The organism is Leucobacter sp. USHLN153, assembly GCF_037145615.1.
GTDB lineage: Bacteria > Actinomycetota > Actinomycetes > Actinomycetales > Microbacteriaceae > Leucobacter.
Map to the genome: position 1 here is coordinate 122,202 of NZ_JBBCXE010000002.1, position 19,820 is coordinate 142,021.

General features: G+C 69.2%; 16 protein-coding genes and 1 pseudogene. 11 read left to right on the forward strand and 6 right to left on the reverse strand.

Features of this window, described 5'->3' with window-relative positions; all coding sequences use genetic code 11:
• Positions 1-16: 16 nt before the first annotated feature.
• Entirely contained in the window at positions 17-1,258 is a 1,242-nt protein-coding gene (locus tag WFH00_RS03765; RefSeq protein WP_336659291.1) for a PAC2 family protein, read from the reverse strand.
• Between the two features lie 40 nt (positions 1,259-1,298).
• On the opposite strand from WFH00_RS03765, the pseudogene WFH00_RS03770 reads away from it, so the two are divergent.
• From WFH00_RS03770 to lnt, 8 genes and pseudogenes are all read left to right on the forward strand, one after another.
• A pseudogene (locus WFH00_RS03770) lies at positions 1,299-1,970 on the forward strand (HAD family hydrolase); the annotation flags it as partial.
• Between the two features lie 135 nt (positions 1,971-2,105).
• Complete coding sequence (locus WFH00_RS03775; protein ID WP_336659732.1) at positions 2,106-3,206, forward strand: tRNA (adenine-N1)-methyltransferase; 1,101 nt, start codon at positions 2,106-2,108, stop codon at positions 3,204-3,206.
• A gap of 204 nt (positions 3,207-3,410) precedes the next feature.
• The gene (locus WFH00_RS03780) at positions 3,411-4,340 is read left to right on the forward strand and encodes a peptidylprolyl isomerase (protein ID WP_336659292.1); all 930 of its coding nucleotides are present in this window, start codon (positions 3,411-3,413) and stop codon (positions 4,338-4,340) included.
• A gap of 8 nt (positions 4,341-4,348) precedes the next feature.
• A complete protein-coding gene (locus tag WFH00_RS03785; RefSeq protein ID WP_336659293.1) occupies positions 4,349-5,431 on the forward strand; it encodes a helix-turn-helix transcriptional regulator in 1,083 nt (360 codons plus the stop codon).
• A complete protein-coding gene (locus tag WFH00_RS03790) occupies positions 5,424-6,446 on the forward strand; it encodes a helix-turn-helix transcriptional regulator (protein ID WP_336659294.1) in 1,023 nt (340 codons plus the stop codon). Before WFH00_RS03785 ends, WFH00_RS03790 begins: the two co-directional genes overlap by 8 nt.
• A gap of 39 nt (positions 6,447-6,485) precedes the next feature.
• Positions 6,486-7,337 carry a twin-arginine translocase subunit TatC gene (gene tatC / locus WFH00_RS03795; RefSeq protein WP_336659295.1) on the forward strand — a complete coding sequence of 284 codons (852 nt, stop codon included), beginning with the start codon at positions 6,486-6,488 and terminating at the stop codon, positions 7,335-7,337.
• A gap of 91 nt (positions 7,338-7,428) precedes the next feature.
• Positions 7,429-9,750, forward strand: a complete 2,322-nt coding sequence (locus tag WFH00_RS03800; protein ID WP_336659296.1) for a DEAD/DEAH box helicase — start codon at positions 7,429-7,431, stop codon at positions 9,748-9,750.
• Positions 9,747-11,636: an apolipoprotein N-acyltransferase gene (gene lnt, locus WFH00_RS03805; protein ID WP_336659297.1), complete on the forward strand. Its 1,890-nt coding sequence runs from the start codon at positions 9,747-9,749 to the stop codon at positions 11,634-11,636. The genes WFH00_RS03800 and lnt overlap by 4 nt, the downstream gene beginning before the upstream one ends.
• A 33-nt stretch (positions 11,637-11,669) precedes the next feature.
• Here lnt and WFH00_RS03810 read toward each other — a convergent pair whose 3' ends face one another.
• From WFH00_RS03810 to WFH00_RS03825, 4 genes are read right to left on the reverse strand one after another with little or no spacing between them, the layout of a single operon-like run.
• On the reverse strand, positions 11,670-12,797 hold the full coding sequence (locus tag WFH00_RS03810; protein WP_336659298.1) for an extracellular solute-binding protein: 1,128 nt from the start codon (positions 12,795-12,797) through the stop codon (positions 11,670-11,672).
• Entirely contained in the window at positions 12,790-13,647 is an 858-nt protein-coding gene (locus tag WFH00_RS03815) for an ABC transporter permease (protein ID WP_336659299.1), read from the reverse strand. Before WFH00_RS03815 ends, WFH00_RS03810 begins: the two co-directional genes overlap by 8 nt.
• Positions 13,644-14,624 (reverse strand): ABC transporter permease, encoded by a 981-nt coding sequence (locus WFH00_RS03820; RefSeq protein ID WP_336659300.1) that lies wholly within the window; start codon positions 14,622-14,624, stop codon positions 13,644-13,646. Before WFH00_RS03820 ends, WFH00_RS03815 begins: the two co-directional genes overlap by 4 nt.
• Complete coding sequence (locus WFH00_RS03825; RefSeq protein WP_442918781.1) at positions 14,621-15,784, reverse strand: ABC transporter ATP-binding protein; 1,164 nt, start codon at positions 15,782-15,784, stop codon at positions 14,621-14,623. The genes WFH00_RS03820 and WFH00_RS03825 overlap by 4 nt, the downstream gene beginning before the upstream one ends.
• Positions 15,785-15,984: 200 nt before the next feature.
• On the opposite strand from WFH00_RS03825, the gene WFH00_RS03830 reads away from it, so the two are divergent.
• The gene (locus tag WFH00_RS03830; protein ID WP_336659302.1) at positions 15,985-16,701 is read left to right on the forward strand and encodes a TetR family transcriptional regulator; all 717 of its coding nucleotides are present in this window, start codon (positions 15,985-15,987) and stop codon (positions 16,699-16,701) included.
• On the forward strand, positions 16,698-18,350 hold the full coding sequence (locus tag WFH00_RS03835) for an amidohydrolase (RefSeq protein WP_336659303.1): 1,653 nt from the start codon (positions 16,698-16,700) through the stop codon (positions 18,348-18,350). The genes WFH00_RS03830 and WFH00_RS03835 overlap by 4 nt, the downstream gene beginning before the upstream one ends.
• Before the next feature lie 6 nt (positions 18,351-18,356).
• On the opposite strand, the gene WFH00_RS03840 is transcribed toward WFH00_RS03835, so the two are convergent.
• On the reverse strand, positions 18,357-18,716 hold the full coding sequence (locus WFH00_RS03840; RefSeq protein ID WP_336659304.1) for an RNA polymerase-binding protein RbpA: 360 nt from the start codon (positions 18,714-18,716) through the stop codon (positions 18,357-18,359).
• A 204-nt stretch (positions 18,717-18,920) separates the two neighbouring features.
• On the opposite strand from WFH00_RS03840, the gene WFH00_RS03845 reads away from it, so the two are divergent.
• Positions 18,921-19,688, forward strand: a complete 768-nt coding sequence (locus WFH00_RS03845) for an SDR family oxidoreductase (protein WP_336659305.1) — start codon at positions 18,921-18,923, stop codon at positions 19,686-19,688.
• The last annotated feature ends 132 nt before the right edge of the window (positions 19,689-19,820 follow it).

The following is a 19,820-nucleotide window of genomic DNA, read 5'->3' on the forward strand; positions in this document are numbered from 1 at the left end:
CCAGGAGCGGGACCGCTCAGGGCCGGTCATCACCGTCGGCGGCTGGGCTCTCTGCATCGGGGTCCGAGGGGTCGGGTTCGGGATTCCCCAGCTCGGTCGGGCGCTCCGCCTGAGTCGGGCGCTCCGCCTGAGTCGGGCGCTCCGCCTGAGTCGGGCGCTCCGCCTGAGTCGGGCGCTCCGCCTGGCTCCCGTCGTTCGGCTCGGAAGCCGCGTCATCGGGCTGAGCATGCGCGGCGCCCGCGCGATCCTGCGCCTGCCCCTGGGCCTCAGGCCCCTGCACGTCGACTCCCTGACCCGGCGCCTGCACCTCGATGTCGCGCGCGAACCGCGGCCCGCCCTTCAAGAACTTCTCGAACTCGAGGGCGATCGCGTCGCCGGTCGTCTCGGCCGCGAGCTCCTCGTCGCGATTCTCCTCGAGGCGGCGGATGTACCGCGTCATGTCCTCGTCGGACTCCGCGATGCGATTGATATTCGCCTCCCACTCGTTCGCCTGCACGAGCAGCTCCCCACGCGGGATCACGATGTCGAGGAGCTCCTCGAGTTTGTCGAGCAGCGCAAGCGTCGCCTTCGGGGAGGGCGTGCTGTGCACATAGTGCGGCACCTGCGCCCACAGCGAGAGCGTCTCGACGCCGGCCTCGCCGAGCGCGAGATCGACAACGGTGGAAATGCCTGCGGGCCCCTCGTAGGTGCTGCGGACCGCCCCGATCTCTGCGCGGCGTGCTTCGTTCTCGGAGGTCACCGTCGTGACGATGGGCCGCGTGTGCGGTGCGTCGGAGTACATGGCGCCCAGCATGATGACAAGATCGATCGCCCACACGTCGACGAGCTCGACGATCTCGTCCGCGAAGTTCTGCCAGTCGCGGGCCGGTTCGACGCCGGCGAGGAGGAACAGATCGGTGACGGGAGTGCCGTCGATGCGGCGCACGCGCTCGGCATCGGGATCGGGCGAATCCGAGAGCAGTCCCAACGTCTTGCTCGGCAGCTCGTCGAGCGGCCCGAACGACGCGCCGGGACGCTGCACGGGGCCGAACAGCCTCGTATCGGGCCACTCGAGCTCACGCTTGCCGGTCTCGTCGACGATGAGCTTCGGTCGGTGCACCTGGAAGTCCACGTAGCCCTCGGCGCTAATGACGTGCAGCACCTCCGCGTCGATGAGTCCGCCGAGGTGCTGGAGCACGTCGGTCGTCGCATCGCCGGCATCGCTCCATCCCTGGAACGCGACGATCAGTACGCGGGGCTGCGGGGCAGGAACGGACATACCTTCAGGGTATCTGCTGCCGGCCGGTAGACTCGGTCGGATGAACGCATTCCTCTCTGAGCGGACACCTGAACCGGCACCTGAGCGGACCCTCGGACCGGCAGGAGGCGACACCGCCGAGCACACCGCCAATGACACCGCCGAGCAGGCCGGCTCCAACGCGGTGGCAGCCGGCCCCGCCGCGGTCCTCTGGGACATGGACGGCACGCTCATCGACTCGGAGCCGGCCTGGCTCGAAGCGGAACTCGCGATGCTCGACCGCTACGGCATCGAGCTCACCACCGACGTGCGCGAGTCGCTCGTCGGGTCGGGCCTGCGTGCAGCGGCGTCGCGGTTCCAGGAGCTCGGGGTGCCGCTCGCGATCGACGAGATCATTTCCGAGTGGGCGTCGAAGGTCATCGCGAGCCTGCGCATGGAGCCGACGCCACCGTGGCGGCCCGGTGCAGTCGAACTGCTGCAGTCGCTCCGCGAAGCCGGCATTCCATCCGCGCTCGTGACGATGTCGGTGCGAGGGATCGCTGACGCCGTCGTTGAACTGCTGCCCGAGGGGCTGTTCTCGGCGATCGTCGCGGGTGACGAGGTCGCGCACGAGAAGCCGCACCCTGAGCCCTACCGCCGCGGAGCGGAACTGCTCGGTGTCGACATTCATGAGTGCGTCGCTTTCGAGGACTCGGTGACGGGCCTCCGGTCTGCGCACGCTTCGGGTGCGGTGGCGATCGGCGTGCCGAACCTGGTCGACCTGACCGGTGCGCCCGCCCACGCGTTCTGGGACACGCTCGACGGCGTCGACGCCGGCGAACTCGCAGCGCGGTTCTCGAAGCTCAGGAACGCCGAGGACGGCGCCGGAGTGAATGGTGCAGCGGAGACCGGCGCTGCCGATCCTGCCCGCCCCGCAACCCCGGCTCCCGCGCCGGGCCCCGCGCTTCGCGGCCCGCTCGCGTACGGCGATCGCGTACAGCTCACCGGGCCCAAGGGCCGCCTCAACACGATTACGCTCATCGAGGGTGGCGAGTTCCACAGCCACCGCGGCGTGATCCCGCACGCCGACATCGTGGGGCTTCCCGACGCCTCGGTCGTCGCGAACAGCAGCGGTGAGGAGTACCTCGCGCTGCGCCCGTTGCTCTCCGACTTCGTGATGTCGATGCCTCGCGGGGCCGCGATCGTGTATCCGAAGGACGCCGCGCAGATCCTCTCGCTCGCCGACATCTTCCCAGGCGCACGCGTCGTCGAGGCGGGCGTCGGTTCCGGCGCGCTCTCGCTGCACCTGCTGCGCGCCGTCAGCGACGCGGGCGAGCTCTTCTCGTTCGAGCGCCGCGAGGAGTTCGCCGAGGTCGCGCGGGGCAACGTCGCCGCGTTCTCCGGGCGCGTGCCCGAGAACTGGACGGTGACGGTCGGCGACCTCCAGGAGACGCTCCCCGCGACCTGCGCGAACGGCACCGTCGACCGCGTCGTGCTCGACATGCTCGCGCCCTGGGAGTGCGTCGATGTCGCGGCCGACGCGCTCACGCCCGGTGGCGTACTCATTTGTTACGTCGCGACGGTGACGCAGCTCTCGCGCACGGTCGAGCAGATTCGTCGCAGCGGATCCTTCGCGCACGCCCAGGCCTCCGAGACCATGGTGCGCGGCTGGCACGTTGAGGGCCTCGCCGTGCGCCCCGATCACCGCATGGTCGGCCACACCGGCTTCCTCGTCACCGCGCGGCGCCTCGCCCCGGGCACGGTGCTGCCGGAGCTGAAGCGCCGCGCATCGAAGAGCGACTTCAGCGACGAGGATCTCGGCAACTGGCTGCCCGACCTCGGCCCCGAGGGCACTGCTCCGTCGAGCGACGAGGTGTGGTCGCCGGAGGCGGTCGGCGAGCGAGTGAAGAGCGACAAGGTGCTCCGTAAGAAGGTGCGGGAGGCGCGGCAGTTCGCTGAGGAGCGCGGGGCGGATCTGCCGGAGGCGTAAGCGGCGCGACGCGGGCGGGCCCGCAGCGCCGAGCCGCCCGGCGACCCGCGATCCTGCATCGAAAGTTCGCGGTGCTCGTCCGAAAGCCCGCGGACCGCTGTGAACGGTGCGAGTGCCGCTGCGAACGCTCCCCGCGCGGTACGAAATCTCCCAGTGCCGGTTCGATAAGATAGCCGGGTTCGTATCCTTCTCCGAGAGGTGCCCATGCTTCGTCGCATCCTTCCCGCCACCGCAGCTGCTGTGCTGCTCCTCGCCGGGGTCACCGGCTGCAGCGCGCAGGAGGCGCAGGCCGCTGACTGCTCCGCGAAGATGCAGCCCGGTGCGCTGAGCGACGGCACGAAGGTGCTCGGGAGCTTCGGCGAGATTCCAGAGATCTCGGTTCCTGAGGACCTCTCCATCAGCTCGACCCAGCGGACCGTCGTCGCAGAGGGTGAGAAGGACGGCCGCGTCGCCGTGGAGGACTCGCTTGTCGGCGTGAACATGGCGTTCTTCGCGGCCTCCGGCGGCGACGCGCTCTATCAGAGCCCCGGCTTCGACGACCCGAACGCGATGCCCGAGATGCTGCTCGTCGACGAGGACGCGGCGAATCCCCTCAGTGAAGCCGTGCGCTGCAGCGTGCCCGGCGATCGCGTGGTGCTCGCGCTCTCCCCGGAGGACAGTGCTCAGCTGGGTGCGCAGCTCGGCGCTCCGACCGGTGACACGCTCGTCGGCGTGATCGACGTGCGGACGAGCTCTGCACTGCGCGCCACCGACGGCCCCGTGCGCGGTCTGCCGAACGGCTTCCCCGCGGTGGTCACGAACGATGAGGGTCAGCCCGGCATCGTGCTGCCCCCGACGGAGGCGCCGGAAGGCATGCACTCAGGCGTGCGCATCGAGGGCGACGGCAAGGTTGTGCAGGCGGGCGACGCGGTGATCGGCCACGTGCTCTCCGTCGACTGGAACGGCACCATTCAGCAGAACACGTGGGACTCGGGCGTCGTGATGATCGGCTCGCAGGACGACATCGAGATGTCGGGCAACACCTTCCGCACCGAGCTCACGGGCGCGAAGGTCGGGTCGCAGGTCGTGATCGTCGAGCACGAGTCCGGCGGGCTGGCGCGGGTCGTCGTCGTCGACATCGTCGGAGTCAACTGAGGCACTCGATGCCCGGGAGTTCCACGGAGTCGCAGGGGGCGCCGCGGGCCCCGCGCTCTTCGGTGCCCGGCGAACAGCGGCTCTTCAGCCTCGTGCTCGCTCTCGTCGTGAGCCCGCAGGGTGCGACGAAGCGTGATCTGCTCTCCACCGTCTACGGGTATCGCGAGCGCTACGAGCACGGCGCGGCGTCCGTCGCCCTCGAGAAGCAGTTCGAGCGCGACAAGGATCAGCTGCGCTCGCTCGGCATTCAGATCGAGACCTTCGACGACCCCGGCGAGGTCGGCAACAACCAGTTGACGCGCTACCGGATCGCGAAGGATGTGCTGCAGTTCCCACGAGGGCTCACTTTCACGGAGCGGGAGCTCATGCTGCTGCGCCTCGCTGCGCTCGCCTGGAGCGAGGGCAGCCTGAGCGCCGAATCGCGCCGTGCCGCGATGAAGCTCGAGGCGCTCGGTGCCGGGCTCGACGTGCAGCACCTCGGCGTCGCGCCGCGCCTCGGCTCGGTCGAACCCGCGGCGGCGCCGCTGCAGCGCGCGATCGACGCGGGTCGTGCGGTGTCCTTCGACTACCGGATGCCGGATCGCGACGCAGCGCTTGCGCGCCGCGTCGCCCCGCTGCAGCTGCACCGCGCTGAGGGCCGGTGGCACCTCGTGTCGTGGGATCTCGAGCGCGATGCGGCCCGCACGTTCCTGCTCGCGCGGATCGAGGGTGAGGTGCGCGTGCTCGCTGACGAGTTCGACCCCGCCCTGCGTGAGGCGATCCAGCCCGCCGTCGCCGACCTGGAGCGCCTGCGCGCCGACCACCGTGCGCTGCTCCGCGTACGGCGGGGGAGCATCGCCGAAGCGCGACTCTCCTCCCGCGCGGACGCGCAGGTGACGCGCTCGGAGGGCGACCACGTGTTCCTCGAACTCGGGGTGCTCGACCGCTTCGTGCTCGCGAACGAGCTCATCGGGTTCGGCCCCGACGTCTCGGTGTGCGAACCCGAGGAGTTGCGCGAGCTGGTGATCGAGGGAATCCGCAAAATCGCGGCTGCCCACGGTCGCGGCATCGCGGCCTCCGCCCATGTGCCCCAGGAGGCCGCCCGTGCGTAAGGCCCTCCTCGCTCCCGATCGCGTCACCTTTCTGCTCGCGCTCGTCGCCTACCTCCGCGAGTCCGGCCCCGCCACAGTGACCGAGCTGTCCGAGCGATTCGGCGTGCAGCCACCGCTCGTGCGCACCCTCGTGCGGTTCCTGGGCACCGCGGGCGTGCCGGGCGAGACGCTCAGCTACCAGGACGAAGATCTCTTCGACATCGACTGGGAAGCGCTCGAGCAGCACGACCTCGTGAGCCTCACGCGCACGGTCGCGGTCGAGGAGGCGCCCCGATTCTCGCCGCTCGAGACGGCCGCGCTCATCGCGGGGCTGCAAGCGCTCACCCCGATGCTCGGCGCTGACGACGCTGAACTCGCCCGACGGACGGCGGCGAAGCTCGGCGGGTCGCTCGGCGCTTCGGGCGCGGTCGGCGTGTCGCTCCCGGAGCGCGAGGCGGATCCGCGCCTGCCCTGGTTGATCGAGGCCGTCGAGGCGGATCGCTCTGTGGCGTTCACCTACCGCGACGCCTCTGGCGCCGAGTCGCGCCGCCGGGTGCGCGCGGACTCGCTCTCGCAGCGCGACGGCAGCTGGTATCTGCGGGGATATTGCTGGGATCGGGCGGCGGATCGCACGTTCCGCGTCGACCAGATGAGTGAGCTCGGGTGGGCGGAAGCCGCACCGTGCGACGCTCGTGGGGTGGCGGGGGAGCCGGCGCCCTCGGAAGCGCACGCGCCCCGCGCGGATACCTCCGGCACCTCCAGCGCCACCAGTACCTCCGGCCACGACGGGCGCTCGCTCGATATCGTCGCGCTCGCGACCCGCCGAGCCCTCCCGCGTCTCGGGGCCTTCGATCCCGAGATCCTCGGCGAGGAAGCGGACGGCCGCGTACGCCTGCGCGTCGAGGCGTGGCACCCGGGCGCGTCGGTGCAAATCGTGCAGGTGCTCCCGGGGGAGATCGAGATCGTCTCACCCGAGGGAGCGCGCGCGAGTGTGCGCGAATGGTCGGCCCGCGCTCTCGCAGCGTACGGCTGGTGACGCGCCGGTTTGCCGGGCGCGCTGGGATACACTAAAGCAATGGCGGAGCAGGGGCGGAATCGGCGCAATCCGGAAGGGCGGATGAGTCTCGGAGAGCATCTCGTGGAGTTCCGCAAGCGCCTCATGATCGCGGCGATCGCGATCGCCGTGGCACTCGTCGCGGGCTGGCTGCTCTCGGGCTGGGTGTGGGACATGCTGCGCCGCCCGATCACGGATCTCGCCAATGTGGGGCGCGACGCGCAGATCTCGTACGGCGACATCTCGAGCGGCTTCGACACGAAGGTGCAGATTTCGCTCTTCATCGCGGTGATCATCGCCTCGCCCGTGTGGCTGTATCAGATCTGGGCGTTCCTCGCGCCCGGTCTCACGCGCAAGGAGAAGCTGACCGGAGTCGGGTTCCTCGCGGCCGCAGTGCCGCTCTTCCTCGGCGGCGCGTTCGCCGGGTGGATGGTGCTCCCGAACATCGTGCGCCTCATGGCGAGCTTCCAGCCGACCGAAGACACGTTCAACCTCAATGCGCGCACCTACCTCGACTTCGCGGTCAAGCTGCTGCTCGCCGTCGGCGTGGGCTTCGTTCTTCCGGTGCTGCTGGTGATGCTCAACTTCATCGGGGTGCTTCGCGGCATGTCGATCCTGAAGAGCTGGCGCATCGCGATCCTGCTCATCGTGCTGTTCGCCGCGATCACGACGCCCGCGGCCGATCTCATGAGCATGTTCCTCCTCGCGGCACCCATCATCGTGCTGTATTTCGGAGCGGCTGGGGTCGCGATCATGCATGATCGGCGGGTCGACAAGCGCCGCGCGGCCGAGTTCGCGGAGTACGGGCTCGACGATGAGCCCGAGAGCCTCGGTGGGGCCGAGGATCGGCGCCGCGGTTCGCGGCGCGACTGATCCGCTTGCGACGCGCGGCGGGTGACTCGCAGGATGCAGTAGGTAGTAGGCACAGGCGGTTCGGTTTAGGCACAGTCGGCGAGGGGATGACATGAGCACTGGCTTGGCAGCGGGGGAGAGCGCCGTCGACGCATTCGCGGCTGGGCTCGATTACCCGCTCGACGCGTTCCAGCGTACGGCGTGCGAGCGGCTCGAGGAGGGCCGGAGCGTGCTCGTCGCCGCGCCCACGGGCTCCGGCAAGACGACGGTCGCGGAGTTCGCCGTGTATCTCGCGCGCCGCGAGCGCAACGCGCGCATCTTCTACACGGCGCCCATCAAGGCGCTGTCGAACCAGAAGTTCCACGAGCTCTGCGACGTGTACGGTGAGGACGAGGTCGGACTCCTCACCGGCGACGTCAACCTCCGCGGCGACGCCCCGATCATCGTCATGACGACCGAGGTGCTGCGCAACATGATCTACGCGGGCTCCGACGCGCTCGACGAGCTCGAGTGCGTTGTGCTCGACGAGGTGCACTACCTCGGCGATCGCTTCCGCGGCGCGGTGTGGGAGGAGATCATTCTCCACCTGCCGCAGCGCGTGAAGATCGTCGGCCTCTCGGCGACCGTGTCGAACGCCGAGGAGTTCGGCGACTGGATGCACGCGGTGCGGGGCGACACCGACGTGGTGCTTTCGGAGCACCGGCCGGTGCCGCTCTACCAGCACGTGCTGACGTCTCGTGCGCTGCTGCCGCTCTACGTCGACCGCGCGGGGGAGCGCAGCACCGGGGGCCGCGTGAACCCGGAGCTCTACGCGCTCGACGGGCGAGGTGGCGGGCGCGGCGGGGGCAACGGGCGCGGCGGTGGAAACGGGCGCGGCCCCGGCTCGGAGTCGGGGCGCGACAGCTACCGCTCGGGTCGCTCACGCGGGCGGCCCCCGGTGCGACGCACGAAGCGTATCTCGCGATCCGACATCGCCCGTGCGCTCGATGAAACGAGCTTGCTTCCCGCGATCGTCTTCATCTTCAGCCGCAACGGCTGCGACCAGGCCGTGCGCCAGTGCCTCGTCGAAGGCATCGCTCTGACCTCGCGCGAGGAGCGCGAGGAGATCCGCCGCGTTGCCCGAGCTGAAATCGCGGGCATGACCGACGAAGAACAGCGGGTGCTCGGCGTGCGTGAGTGGCTCGCCGGGCTTGAGCGGGGCGTCGCCGCGCACCACGCCGGCCTGCTGCCCGCCTTCAAGTCCGTGGTCGAGCACCTCTTCCAGCGGCGGCTCGTGAAGCTCGTGTTCGCGACGGAGACCCTCGCGCTTGGCATCAATATGCCCGCTCGCGCCGTGGTCATCGAGCGGCTCGACAAGTTCAACGGCGAGCAGCGGGTGCCGCTGACCTCGGGCGAGTTCACTCAGCTCACGGGCCGCGCAGGGCGTCGCGGCATCGACCACGAGGGGCACGCCGTCGTGGTGTGGAACGAGGGCGTCGATCTCGAGGCGCTCGCGCACCTCGCGGGAGCGCGATCCTTCCCCGTGCGGTCGAGCTTCCGGCCGACCGCGAACATGGCGGTGAACCTGCTGCAGCGCATGGATCGCGCCCGCGCCCGCGAGATGCTCGAGCTGTCGTTCGCGCAGTTCCAGGCGGATCGCGCCGTCGTCGATCAGGCGCGCGAGCTGCGGAGCGAGCAGGAGTCGCTCGCGGGCTACGATAAGGCAGCGGCGCGCGCGCAGGGCTCGGATCGGAAGCGCTGGGAGGATCGCGCGCGCAAACTCCGCCGTCGCATCGAGCGCGGTCGCCGTCAGATCGCCTCGCGCACCGGCACGATCGCCCGCACCTTCGACCGCGTCGTCGACCAGTTGCTCGAGCTCGACTACCTCGAGCAGGATCGCCAGGGCGAGTTGAACGTCACGCAATGGGGCAACCTGCTGCGGCGCATCTACGGCGAGCGAGACCTACTCGTCGCCGAGTGCATTCGCGAGGACGCGTGGCGCGGTCTCGATGCGGCGGGCCTCGCCGCGATGTGCTGCATGCTCAGCTACGAGCCGCGACGGGACGACGAGGGGGAGCCGCGACTCCCCGGCGGCGCGGCCTTCGCTGCGGCGCACGATCGCGTGCTCGACACGTGGGAGCGCCTCGACGACCTGGCCGAGCGCTCCCGTCTCTCCCGCGGTGAGATGCCGCACGCCGGCATGGCCTCGACCATGCACGCCTGGGCTTCGGGCCGCCCGATCGAGCAGGTGCTCCTCTCCTCGGGCATCGGCGCGGGTGACTTCGTGCGCTGGGCGAAGCAGACGATCGACCTCCTCGACCAGGTCGCGCAGGCGTGCGAGTCGGCCGTGTTCGACGGGCTCGACGAGGACCGCCTCGGGGCGCTCGCGAAGCTCGCCCGCGAGGCGAAGCGGAGCGTGCGCCGCGGCATCGTGGAAGCGTCCAGCACCTCGTGAGCGGGGTCGATGCGCGAGGCCCCCTGGCCCGCTCCGCCTTCGCCGTGCTGGCGGGTGGCGGGGCGGATCGCGCATCTCGTGGGAGTGGTCGCACCATGTGGGCCGCGCCGCCTCGACTCCGGTGGTGGGCCGCGGCCGTCGCGGCAGTAGCGGGAGGATTACTGCTCGACGCCTCCGGGCCGTCGCTGTCGCTGTGGTTCCTCGCGTTCCCGGCCGCCCTGCTCATTGCCGCGGCGCTCTGGCAGCAGTGCCCGGCGGTCGGCCTGCTCTCGGGAGCGCTCGCGGGCTTCGCGTTCTGGGGGCCGCACATCAGTTGGCTCACCCTGTACCTCGGGCCGATCCCGTGGTCCGCGCTGGTGGCCGTGATGACCGCGTGGTTCGCACTGTTCGGGCTGTCCGCGGCGGTCGCGACGCGCGGTCTCGCGCGGCTCGTGCAGGCGGCGGATCGGCTCGAGCGCGCTCCGGGTCCCCGCCGCCGGGGGCTCCCTCCGGGGGCGCTGCTCGCCGCCCAGGCGTTCACCTTCGCCGGGCTGTGGGTCGCCCGCGAGCAGATTCAGGGGGCGTGGCCGTACGGCGGGTTCGCCTGGGGTCGGCTTGCCCACACCCAGGCCGACGGCCCGCTCGCGCAGGCGGTCTCGTGGCTCGGCTTCGCCGGGCTCAGCGGCGTTATCGCGCTCGCATGCGCGCTTCCCGTCGCGGCGCTGTTCTCGCACTGGGGCCGGGGCAACACCTGGGCCGGGAGCAAGCCCCGGGCCGGGAGCAACACCTGGACCGGTCAGTTGTTGTGGTTAATCGAGCGCATAACCACAACGAGTGACCGATCCAGGGGGAGACGCGCGGCGGATGACGCGGTGGGGGGAACTCCGGCGCCTGCTCGCCGCTCGCGGTCGCTGCGCGGCGCTGCCGCCAGTGTGTGCGCCGTGGCGATCCTCCTCTTGCTCGCCGTGGTTCCGGCGGCGCCGCTCCCCGAGACCGGCAGCCTCCGGGTGGCGGCCGTGCAGGGGAATTCAAAGTCGGGTGTGTTCGACGACCGCGAGAACGGCTCGGTGCTCGCCGATCACCTGACGGCGACTGACGAGCTGCTCGACCGCCTCGAGGAGACCGGGGACCAGGTCGACCTTATCGTGTGGCCCGAGAACAGCGCGGAGTTCGAGCTGCGCGACAACGTGTTCGGCGGCCTCCGGGTGCAGCAGCTCGCCAAGCGCGCCGGCGCTCCGATCGTCGTCGGATCGGTGCTGCGCGACCCCGACGGCACTTATACGAATTCGACGCTCGTGTGGGACGGCGACGGCGAGGTGGCGGATCTGCGGTACGACAAGCGCTTCCCCGTGCCCTTCGCCGAGTACATGCCGAATCGCGACTTCTTCCACGCGCTCGTGCCGGATCTCGTCGACCTGGTGCAGCTCGAGTACCGATCGGGGGAGCGATCGCCCGTGCTGCCGCTCGACACTCCGGTCGGCGTTGTGGGCGCGGGGATCGCGATCTGCTTCGACATCATCTTCGACGACCAGGCCGTCCGCTCGGTGCAGGACGGCGCCGAGGTGATCCTCGCGCAGACGAACAACGCCGACTTCGGGCGTACCGATGAGAGCGCGCAGCAGCTCGCGATCGCGCGCCTGCGGGCGATCGAGACGGGGCGAGCGGTCGTGAACATCTCGACCGTTGGCACGAGCGCGCTCGTCGCTCCGGACGGTTCGGACGTCGACCGGCTCAAGCCCTTCACCGCGGACGCGCTGCTCGGCACGGTGCCGCTGGTCAACGGCACGACCCCGGCGCTCGTCTTCGGCGCGGGGATCGCGAGCGCGGCCGTCGCGATCGGCGCGCTCGGCTTCGTCGCGGGCGCCACCGGCTCGATCGTGGCACGACGAAGGGGACGCCGCGGCTGATGCCGCGACGCCCCCTTCCGGTGAATCCTCCGATTAGCCCTTGAAGGTCTCGAAGATCTTCGTGTAGTTGCTCAGCTCATCGTTCGAGCAGGGAGCGACCGGCTTCGCGAGGTCGTAGCCCTCGGGCATCGTGATCGCCGTGCTGTTCTTCAGCTCGTCGGTCATGAGCTCGTCGGTGCCCTCGACGCCCGAAGCGTACGCCTGGAAGTTCACCGCGACAGCCATGTTCTCGGGCTCGAGCATCCAGTTCAGGAACGTCTTCGCCTGGTCGACGTTCTTCGCGCCGATCGGGATCGTGAAGTTGTCCTGCCAGAGCGCGATGCCCTCTTCGGGGTAGACGAACTTCAGCGAGGGGCGATCCTGCATCGCGCGATGCGCCGCGCCATTCCAGATCATCGCCATGGTCTGCTCACCGTTGGCGAGTCGCTCGAGGATGCCGTCGCTGTTGATGGTGCCCACGCGCGGCTTAAAGTCCGTGAGGATGTCTTGCGCCGCCTGGAGCTGCGCCCCGTCGGTCGTGCAGAACTCTCCTCCCGTCGCGCGGAGCGCGCTGTTGACGACCTCGACCTGGTCGTTCATGATGCCCACCTTGCCGGCGGACTCCGGCGGGTTGAAGTAGTCCTTCCACGAGGTCAGGTCCTCGCTGATGACGTCGGTGTCGTACGCGAACGACGTCGTGCCGTAGAGGTACGGCGTCGAGTACTTGCGGCCCTCGTCGAAGTAGACGTCGAGGAAGTCGTCCTTGATGTTGCCGCCGTTCGGGAGGCTCTGCGAATCGAAGTCGAGCAGCAGGCCGTCGTTCGCGAGGATCTGCACCATGTAGTCGCTCGGCACGACGACGTCGTAACCCGCACCGTCAGAGGCGCGCAGCTTGGCCTCAAGGCTCTCGTTGCTGTCGAAGTAGTCGACGTTCAGCGTGATGCCCGTGTCCTCCTTGAACTTCTTGACGAGCTCTTCGGGGTAGTAGTCGCTCCAGGTGTAGAAGTTCACCTCCCCGCTCGTCGCCTCGACGAACTCGGTGGAGGTCTCGGTGTCGCCGCCTCCACCTCCTCCGCCGGCGGAGTCGCTGACCCCGCCGCCGCAAGAGGTGAGGGTGAGTGCGCCCGCGGCGGTGAGGGCGAGGGCCGCAAGAATGCGAGGCCCCGTGATTCGGCTAGTCATGCTGCTTGCTCCTTCGTTGTGACTGCAGGAATGTGATGGTCGTGACCACGATGGCGAGGATCAGCAGCAACGTCGCGACGACGTTGACTGCCGGGCTCGCACCGCGGCGAATCATGCTGAAGAGGTAGACCGGGAGCGGGGTCGCTCCGGCCGCGGAGAGGAAGTTCGAGATGATGAAATCGTCGAGCGAGATCACGAACGCGAGGATTGCGCCCGAGATGATGCCGGGAGTCAGGAGCGGCAGCGTGATCCGCCGGAACATCTGCCAACTGCTCGCGCCGAGGTCCGTCGCGGCCTCGAAGTAGCTCGATCCGAGGCCCTTGAGGCGCGCGCGGATCGGCATGAGTGCGAACGGGATGCAGAAGGAGGTGTGCGCAAGGATCAGCGCAAGCATTCCGGGCTGCAGGCCGATGAGCCGGATGAAGCCGAGCGTCGCGACTGCGAGCACGATCTCGGGGATCACGAGCGGTGCGGTGAGGATGCCTGTTGCGATCGCGCTTCCCTGCCTGCGAAGCCGCTCGACTGCAAGTGCGAAGAGAATCGAGAACACCGTCGAGACGAGGGTCGCAATGATCGCGATCTGCAGCGAGATCCACACGGAGCTCAGGAGATTGGCGTTCTGCGCGACATCGCCGAACCAGCGGACGCTGAACCCCTTCCAGATCAGCGCCGAGTCGCCGTCGTTGAATGCGTAGATCGTCGTGATCGCGATCGGAACGTACAGGAAGACGAGCGCGATGATCGAGATCGCGGCGACGCCGGGGAAGTCTCGCAGGCGGAGCGCGCGGTTCGGGCGCTTGCTCTTCGCGCGCGGCCCCGAGGGCGCGTGGGTGCGGATGACGTCGGTCATAGTGAGATCTCCACCTTTCGACCCGACTTGCGCGAGTAGAACGCGATCGCAATGAGCGCGATCATGAGCATGACGAGGATGATCACCGAGAGCGCCGCCCCGAACGGCCAGTTGCGCGCGTCGCCGAACTGCGAGGCGATCAGGTTGCCGATCAGGAGCACCTTGCCGCCGCCGAGCAGCACCGGCTGCACGTAGGAACCAAATGCGGGCATGAATACCAGCAGAATGCCCGAGATGATCCCCGGGGTCGCGATCGGCAGAATGATCCGCCGCAGCACCGTCATCTTCTGGGCGCCGAGATCGTACGCAGCCTCCGCGAGCCGGAAGTCGAAGCCCGCGAGCGACGAGTAGATCGGCAGAACCATGAACGGCAAGAACGTGTAGATCAGACCGAGTTGGGAGGCGAACGGCGTGTAGAGCAGCTCAAGGGAACCGAAGCCCATCGACTTCGCCGCCGAGTTGATGATCCCGTTGTCGTTGAGGATGAGCATCCAGGCGTAGGTGCGCACCAGGAGATTCGTCCAGAAAGGGATCGTGACGATGAGCACGAGGAAGTTCTGCAGCTTCTCCGTGCGCGTCGCCATCCAGAGCGCGAGCGGGAACGAGAGCAGGAGGCACACCAGGGTGGTCACCGCCGCCTGCCATACGGAGTCGCCGAAGACCTCGAGATAGCGGGGGTCGAAGCTCGTGTTCCCGAGGAAGTCGCTCTGGAAGAGGAAGCTCGTGTAGGGCTCGAGCGAGAACTCGTACACGACGCCGCCGCCCTGCGGGGGCCGTGACATGAACGAGAACATCACGATGATGGCGAGCGGGCCGACCGTGAAGAGCAGGCCGATCAGGATCGCCGGGGTGCTCGCGAGCCAGCCGAACTGGCCGGGACGCTTCGGTTCCCGGCGGGGCGCACGACGCGGCGCCGGATCCGGGATCGCGCGCGGCTCCTCCGTGGCGGGAGCCGGGGCCGATGCGGGCGCGGTCATCGACCCGCACCGTGCTCGGTGTCGGGCAGGATCGGCCGCAGCGCGGTCGGCTCGGCGTGGAGGGGCACTTCCGCACCCGGGCGCAGCGCCTCGGGGAAGGGCGGCGGCACGCGGAGGGCGAACTCGGTGCCGTCCGCGAGCTCGACGACGCAGCGGAGGTCGGTGCCCATGTAGACGAGCTTGGTCACGGTGCCGGTCGCGAACTTCGGGCCGCTCGGCGTGAGGCTGATCCGCTCGGGCCGAACCGTGAAGGTGACGGTGCCGTCGGGGGTCGGCACGTTCTTGGGGAGTTCGACGAGGTCGCCGCCCGGCAACTGGACCTGGATCGGACCATCGGGGCCGGCGGGGCGCTGCGCCTCGGTCTTCACGAGGTTGGTCTCGCCGATGAAGTCGGCGACGAAGCGACTGACGGGCTTCTCGTAGATCTCCTCCGGCGTGCCGATCTGCTCGGGGCGACCGTTGTTGAAGACCGCGATCCGGTCGCCCATGCTGAGCGCTTCCTCCTGATCGTGGGTGACGAACACGAAGGTGATTCCCGTGGTGCGCTGGAGGCGCTTGAGCTCGGACTGCATCCCGCGGCGAAGCTTGAGATCGAGCGCCGCGAGCGGCTCGTCGAGGAGGAGCACCTCGGGCTGCTTCGCGAGCGCCCGGGCGAGGGCGACGCGCTGCTGCTGGCCGCCCGAGAGCTGCGCCGGCTTGCGGTTCGCCATCTGCGAGAGCTGCACGAGTTCGAGCATCTCCGCGACGCGCGCTTGCACCTCCGCCTTCGGCTTCCGCTCCATCTCGAGCCCGAACGCGACGTTCTCCGCGATAGTCAGGTGGGGGAACAGGGCGTAGGACTGGAACACCGTATTGACCGGCCGCGCGTGCGGAGCGAGCTGGTCGATCCGCCGCGAACCGAGCAGGATCTCGCCGTCATCGAGCGTCTCGAGGCCCGCGATGCTGCGCAGCAGGGTGGTCTTGCCGCAGCCGGAGGGGCCGAGCATGACGAAGAATTCGCCCTGGTTAATGGTGAACGAGACGTCGTCGATCGCGTGGACGACGGCCTTCTCGGGTGTCGTGAACGTTTTGCTCGCCCCGCGGATGGTCAGCTCGCGCGAGGGCGAATCCTGGGGATCGATTCGATCAAAACTGCTGATGGTGGGGATTGGCGTGGTCATGCGCGCGTACCTTCTCCGCATCCGCTTGCGCCGGTGCAAGCTCTTGTGCTGCCTAAAACTAATGGTGTTAGATTTCAAGCGCAAGGCCCGATTGCCGACTGACGCGGCAGCGTGACCAATTCGAGACATGACGTGTTCACCTGATGTGCGCCGTGTGCTCGCGTCGAGGGTCGGGCGATGCTCCACGAGGCTGAGGAGGCATGATGGGCGGAGTGGCAGAGGACGTGCAGTCGCCTCGTCGCTCGGGGCGACCCCGGAGGCCGCCCCTCGACCGGGGAGTGATCGCGAAGGCCGCGCTGGAGATCATCGACGAGCGAGGATGGGCCGGGTGCACGATGTTGGCGCTCGCGAGCCGCCTCGGCGTGCGCGCGCCATCGCTGTACCACCACATCGAGGGTCAGGATCAGATCGTCGACCTCGTGCGAGGGCTCGTGATCGAGGGGATCATCGATCCCTCCGAGTCCGGTCTCGAGTGGCGGGAGGCCTTTTTCGCGTTCGGGGTCTCTTACTACCGCGCGTTTGCGACGCACCCCAACACGATCCAGACGCTGAGTACCACACCGGTGCGCGACGCGCCGACCCTGCGCATGTACGAGGGGTTTCTCCGCATGATGTCGGAGGCCGGTTGGGATCTTACGCGCTCCTACGAGGCGGTGATCGGCCTCGAACACCTCGCGCTCGGCTTCGCGTACGAGTGGAACGCCGAGGAGCTGATGCTCGACTCGGGCCTCGCGCTGCGGCACGGCGCCCCGCTTCTCGCCGAGATCACCCGCGACCGCACCGAGCAGCCAGTCATCGCTGAGGCAACGTTCCTCAGCCTGCTGCGCCGGTACATCGAGATGTTCGCGCTGCACCTCGGCGTCGACCCCTCTGAAGCCGCAGGCTTCGATCCGCCATCGAGACAGGAACGCACATGACCCACGCAACGACCGGCAACGCCGCCGATCTGCTCATCCACTCCGCCACCGTTTGGACGGGCGAGGAGGGCGCGAGCGCATCGGCGATCGCGATCCGCGACGGCCGTATCGTGGCGGTCGGCGGGGAGGAGCTGCGCGAGCAGTTCGCGGCGGTGCGCGAGATCGACGCCGCCGGCGGCCTCGTCACGCCCGGGTTCGTCGACGCGCACGTGCACGCGGGCATCGGGGGCATCGAGCTCACGCGGTGCGAGCTGAGCGAAGCGGCAGATGCCGACGAGACGCTCGCGCTGGTCGCGGAGTACGCCGCCGCGCACCCGGAGGTCGAGTGGATCGTGGGCGGCGGTTGGCACATGCCGCACTATCCGGGGGGCACGCCGCGACGCGAACTGCTCGACCGCGTCGTTCCCGACCGACCGGTCTTCCTCATCAACGCCGACCACCACGGGGCCTGGGCGAACACCCGGGCGCTCGAGCTCGCGGGGATCGACGCGAGCACCCCGGACCCGGTCGACGGGCGGATCGAGCGCGATGCGGACGGCTCGCCGAGCGGCACCCTTCACGAGGGTGCGGCGGAACTGCTCGACCACGTCCTCCCTCGCACGACGAGCGACGAGGTGCGCGCCGGAATCCTCGCGGGGCAGCGGCGACTGTTCGAGTACGGGATCGTCGGGTGGCAGGAGGCGATCCTCGGGGCGTACGCGGGCTACCCGGACTTCACCCCCGAGTACCGCGCGCTGTTCGACTCGGGAGAACTCGTCGGTCGGGCGACCGGCGCCCTTTGGGTTGCGCGGGGCTTCGACGGCAAGAGCATCCCCGAATTCGTCGACGACCTCATCGAGCGTCGGGCGCGCTTCGGCGCTGAGGGCTTCGACCTCAGCACCGCGAAGATCATGGTGGACGGCGTCGCGGAGAACGAGACCGCCGCGATGGAGGACCCGTACCTCGACGAGTGCTCGTGCGCGCGGGGGACCGGACTCGCCTACTTCAGCCCGGAGGAGCTGAACGAGCTCGTCCCGCTGCTCAATGCGAACGGGTTCAATGTGCACTTACACGCGATCGGGGACCGGGCCGCGCGAATCGCGCTCGACGCGGTCGCCCTCGTGCCCGCGCGGGATCGCGCGCGCGTGCGCAACCACATCGCCCACCTGCAGATCGTCGACCCGGTCGACATCCCGCGTTTTGCCGAGCTGGGTGTCACGGCGAACCTGCAGACGCTGTGGGCGGCGATCGACCCTCAGATGGCCGAGCTGACGCTGCCGCTGCTGGGGGAGAAGCGGGCGAAGTGGCAGTACCCCTTCGGCTCGCTGCTGCGGGCCGGGGCGGCGCTCGCGTGCGGCTCCGACTGGCCGGTGTCGACGCCCGACCCGTGGCAGGCGATCCACGTGGCGGTCAACCGGCGAGAGCCCGAGGAGACGGAGCTGCCGGCGCTCAACTCTGAGGAGGCGGTCGGTCTGAGCGTGATGCTGCGCGCGTACACGCTCGGGTCGCACGACCTACTGGGACTGCCCGGCGGGCGGATCGCGGTGGGCGAGGTGGCGGATCTCGCGATCGCGGATCGCGATCCGTTCCAGGGCCCGAGCGCCGAGATTTACCGCACCATGAACCGCGTCACGATCGTGGCGGGCCGGGTGGTCTACAACGCGGAGTAGCGCTCGCTACTTCGAGGTGCCGCGGCGCTGGCGCAGGAGCTGCAGGCGCTCCTCGAGCAGCTCCTCGAGCTCCTCGCGCGAGCGCCGCTCGATGAGCATGTCCCACGGGGTGCGCTGCGAGGATCCCTTCTCCTCGAACTCGGCCCGCGCCGCGCGTCCGGCCTCGTCATCGAGGAAGCCGACCTCGCCGCTCTTCTGGTCGAACCACTCGACCGGCGGCTCGGCGTCGGCGTCGAACATCACGGTGAACCGCGCGCCCCGATCCGTCAGGTACTCGACGGGCTTGCGCGGCGAGAGCTCGACGCCCACCTCGCCCTGCAAACTGGTCGCTCCGATGCGCGTTCCGCGGAGTGTTCGATCGGCCATTTGGGAACCCCCTCGTGTCTGCGCCTACGTGTCGCAGGCGCCCGTACCTCCTCCTGCAGCGTACCTCTCGCTCTGGTCCGCGCGATAGCCCCCGCTCACCCCCTTGATCTCGCGGCGATCAGTCCCCTCAATCGCGGCGCCAGCGGCTTCCCGCCTCGGTTCCAGTACCCTTGACGGAGATATCAGCACAACTGAGGAGTTCATGTGACCCAGATTCTCGAGCCCGGCAGCCTCGCGGGTCGCCGCGCATTGGTGACCGGATCGTCGCGAGGGATCGGCGCAGACACTGCGCGCTACTTCGCCGAGGCCGGCGCTGACGTCGTGGTCAACTTCCGCAATAAGGCGCCGCGTGCGGAGAAGCTCGCCGCCCAGTTCCGCGAGCTCGGGGTGCGCGCGCTCGTACAGGGCGCCGACCTCACCGACCCCGCGTCGGTGCAGGGCATGTTCGACGCGGTCGAGCGCGAATTCGGAGGCCTCGACATTCTGGTGCTCAATGCCTCCGGCGGCATGGAGAGCGGCATGGAAGAGGACTACGCGCTGAAGCTCAACCGCGACGCGCAGCTCTCGGTGCTCGACGCGGCACTGCCGCTCATGGGCGAGGGATCGCGGGTCGTGTTCGTCACCAGCCATCAGGCGCACTTCATCCGCACGACCCCCACGATGCCGGAGTACGTGCCGGTGGCCGAGTCGAAGCGGGCCGGGGAGGACGCCCTGCGCGAGCGCATCCCCGAACTCGAAAAGCGCGGCATCGGCTTCACGGTGGTCTCCGGCGACATGATCGAGGGCACCGTGACGGCGACGCTGCTGAATCGTCTGAACCCCGGCGCGATCGACGAGCGACGCGAGCAGGCGGGCAAGCTGTACAACGTTGCGGAGTTCGCGGCTGAGGTCGCGCGCGCCGCTGTGGACCCGGTTCCCGCGGACCACACTCGCCTGGTGGGCGACATCTCGAGCTTCGGCTCAGGCGAGTAGGGAGGAGGCCGGACCCGGCAGGGGAGCGGCACTTCGAGAGCACCGACGCGGTGTTCAATAATTGAACCGCCCAGAGGGGCGTGTTCGATTATTGGACACCGCGTTCTGCGTATGCCCGCGGTGTTACACAGT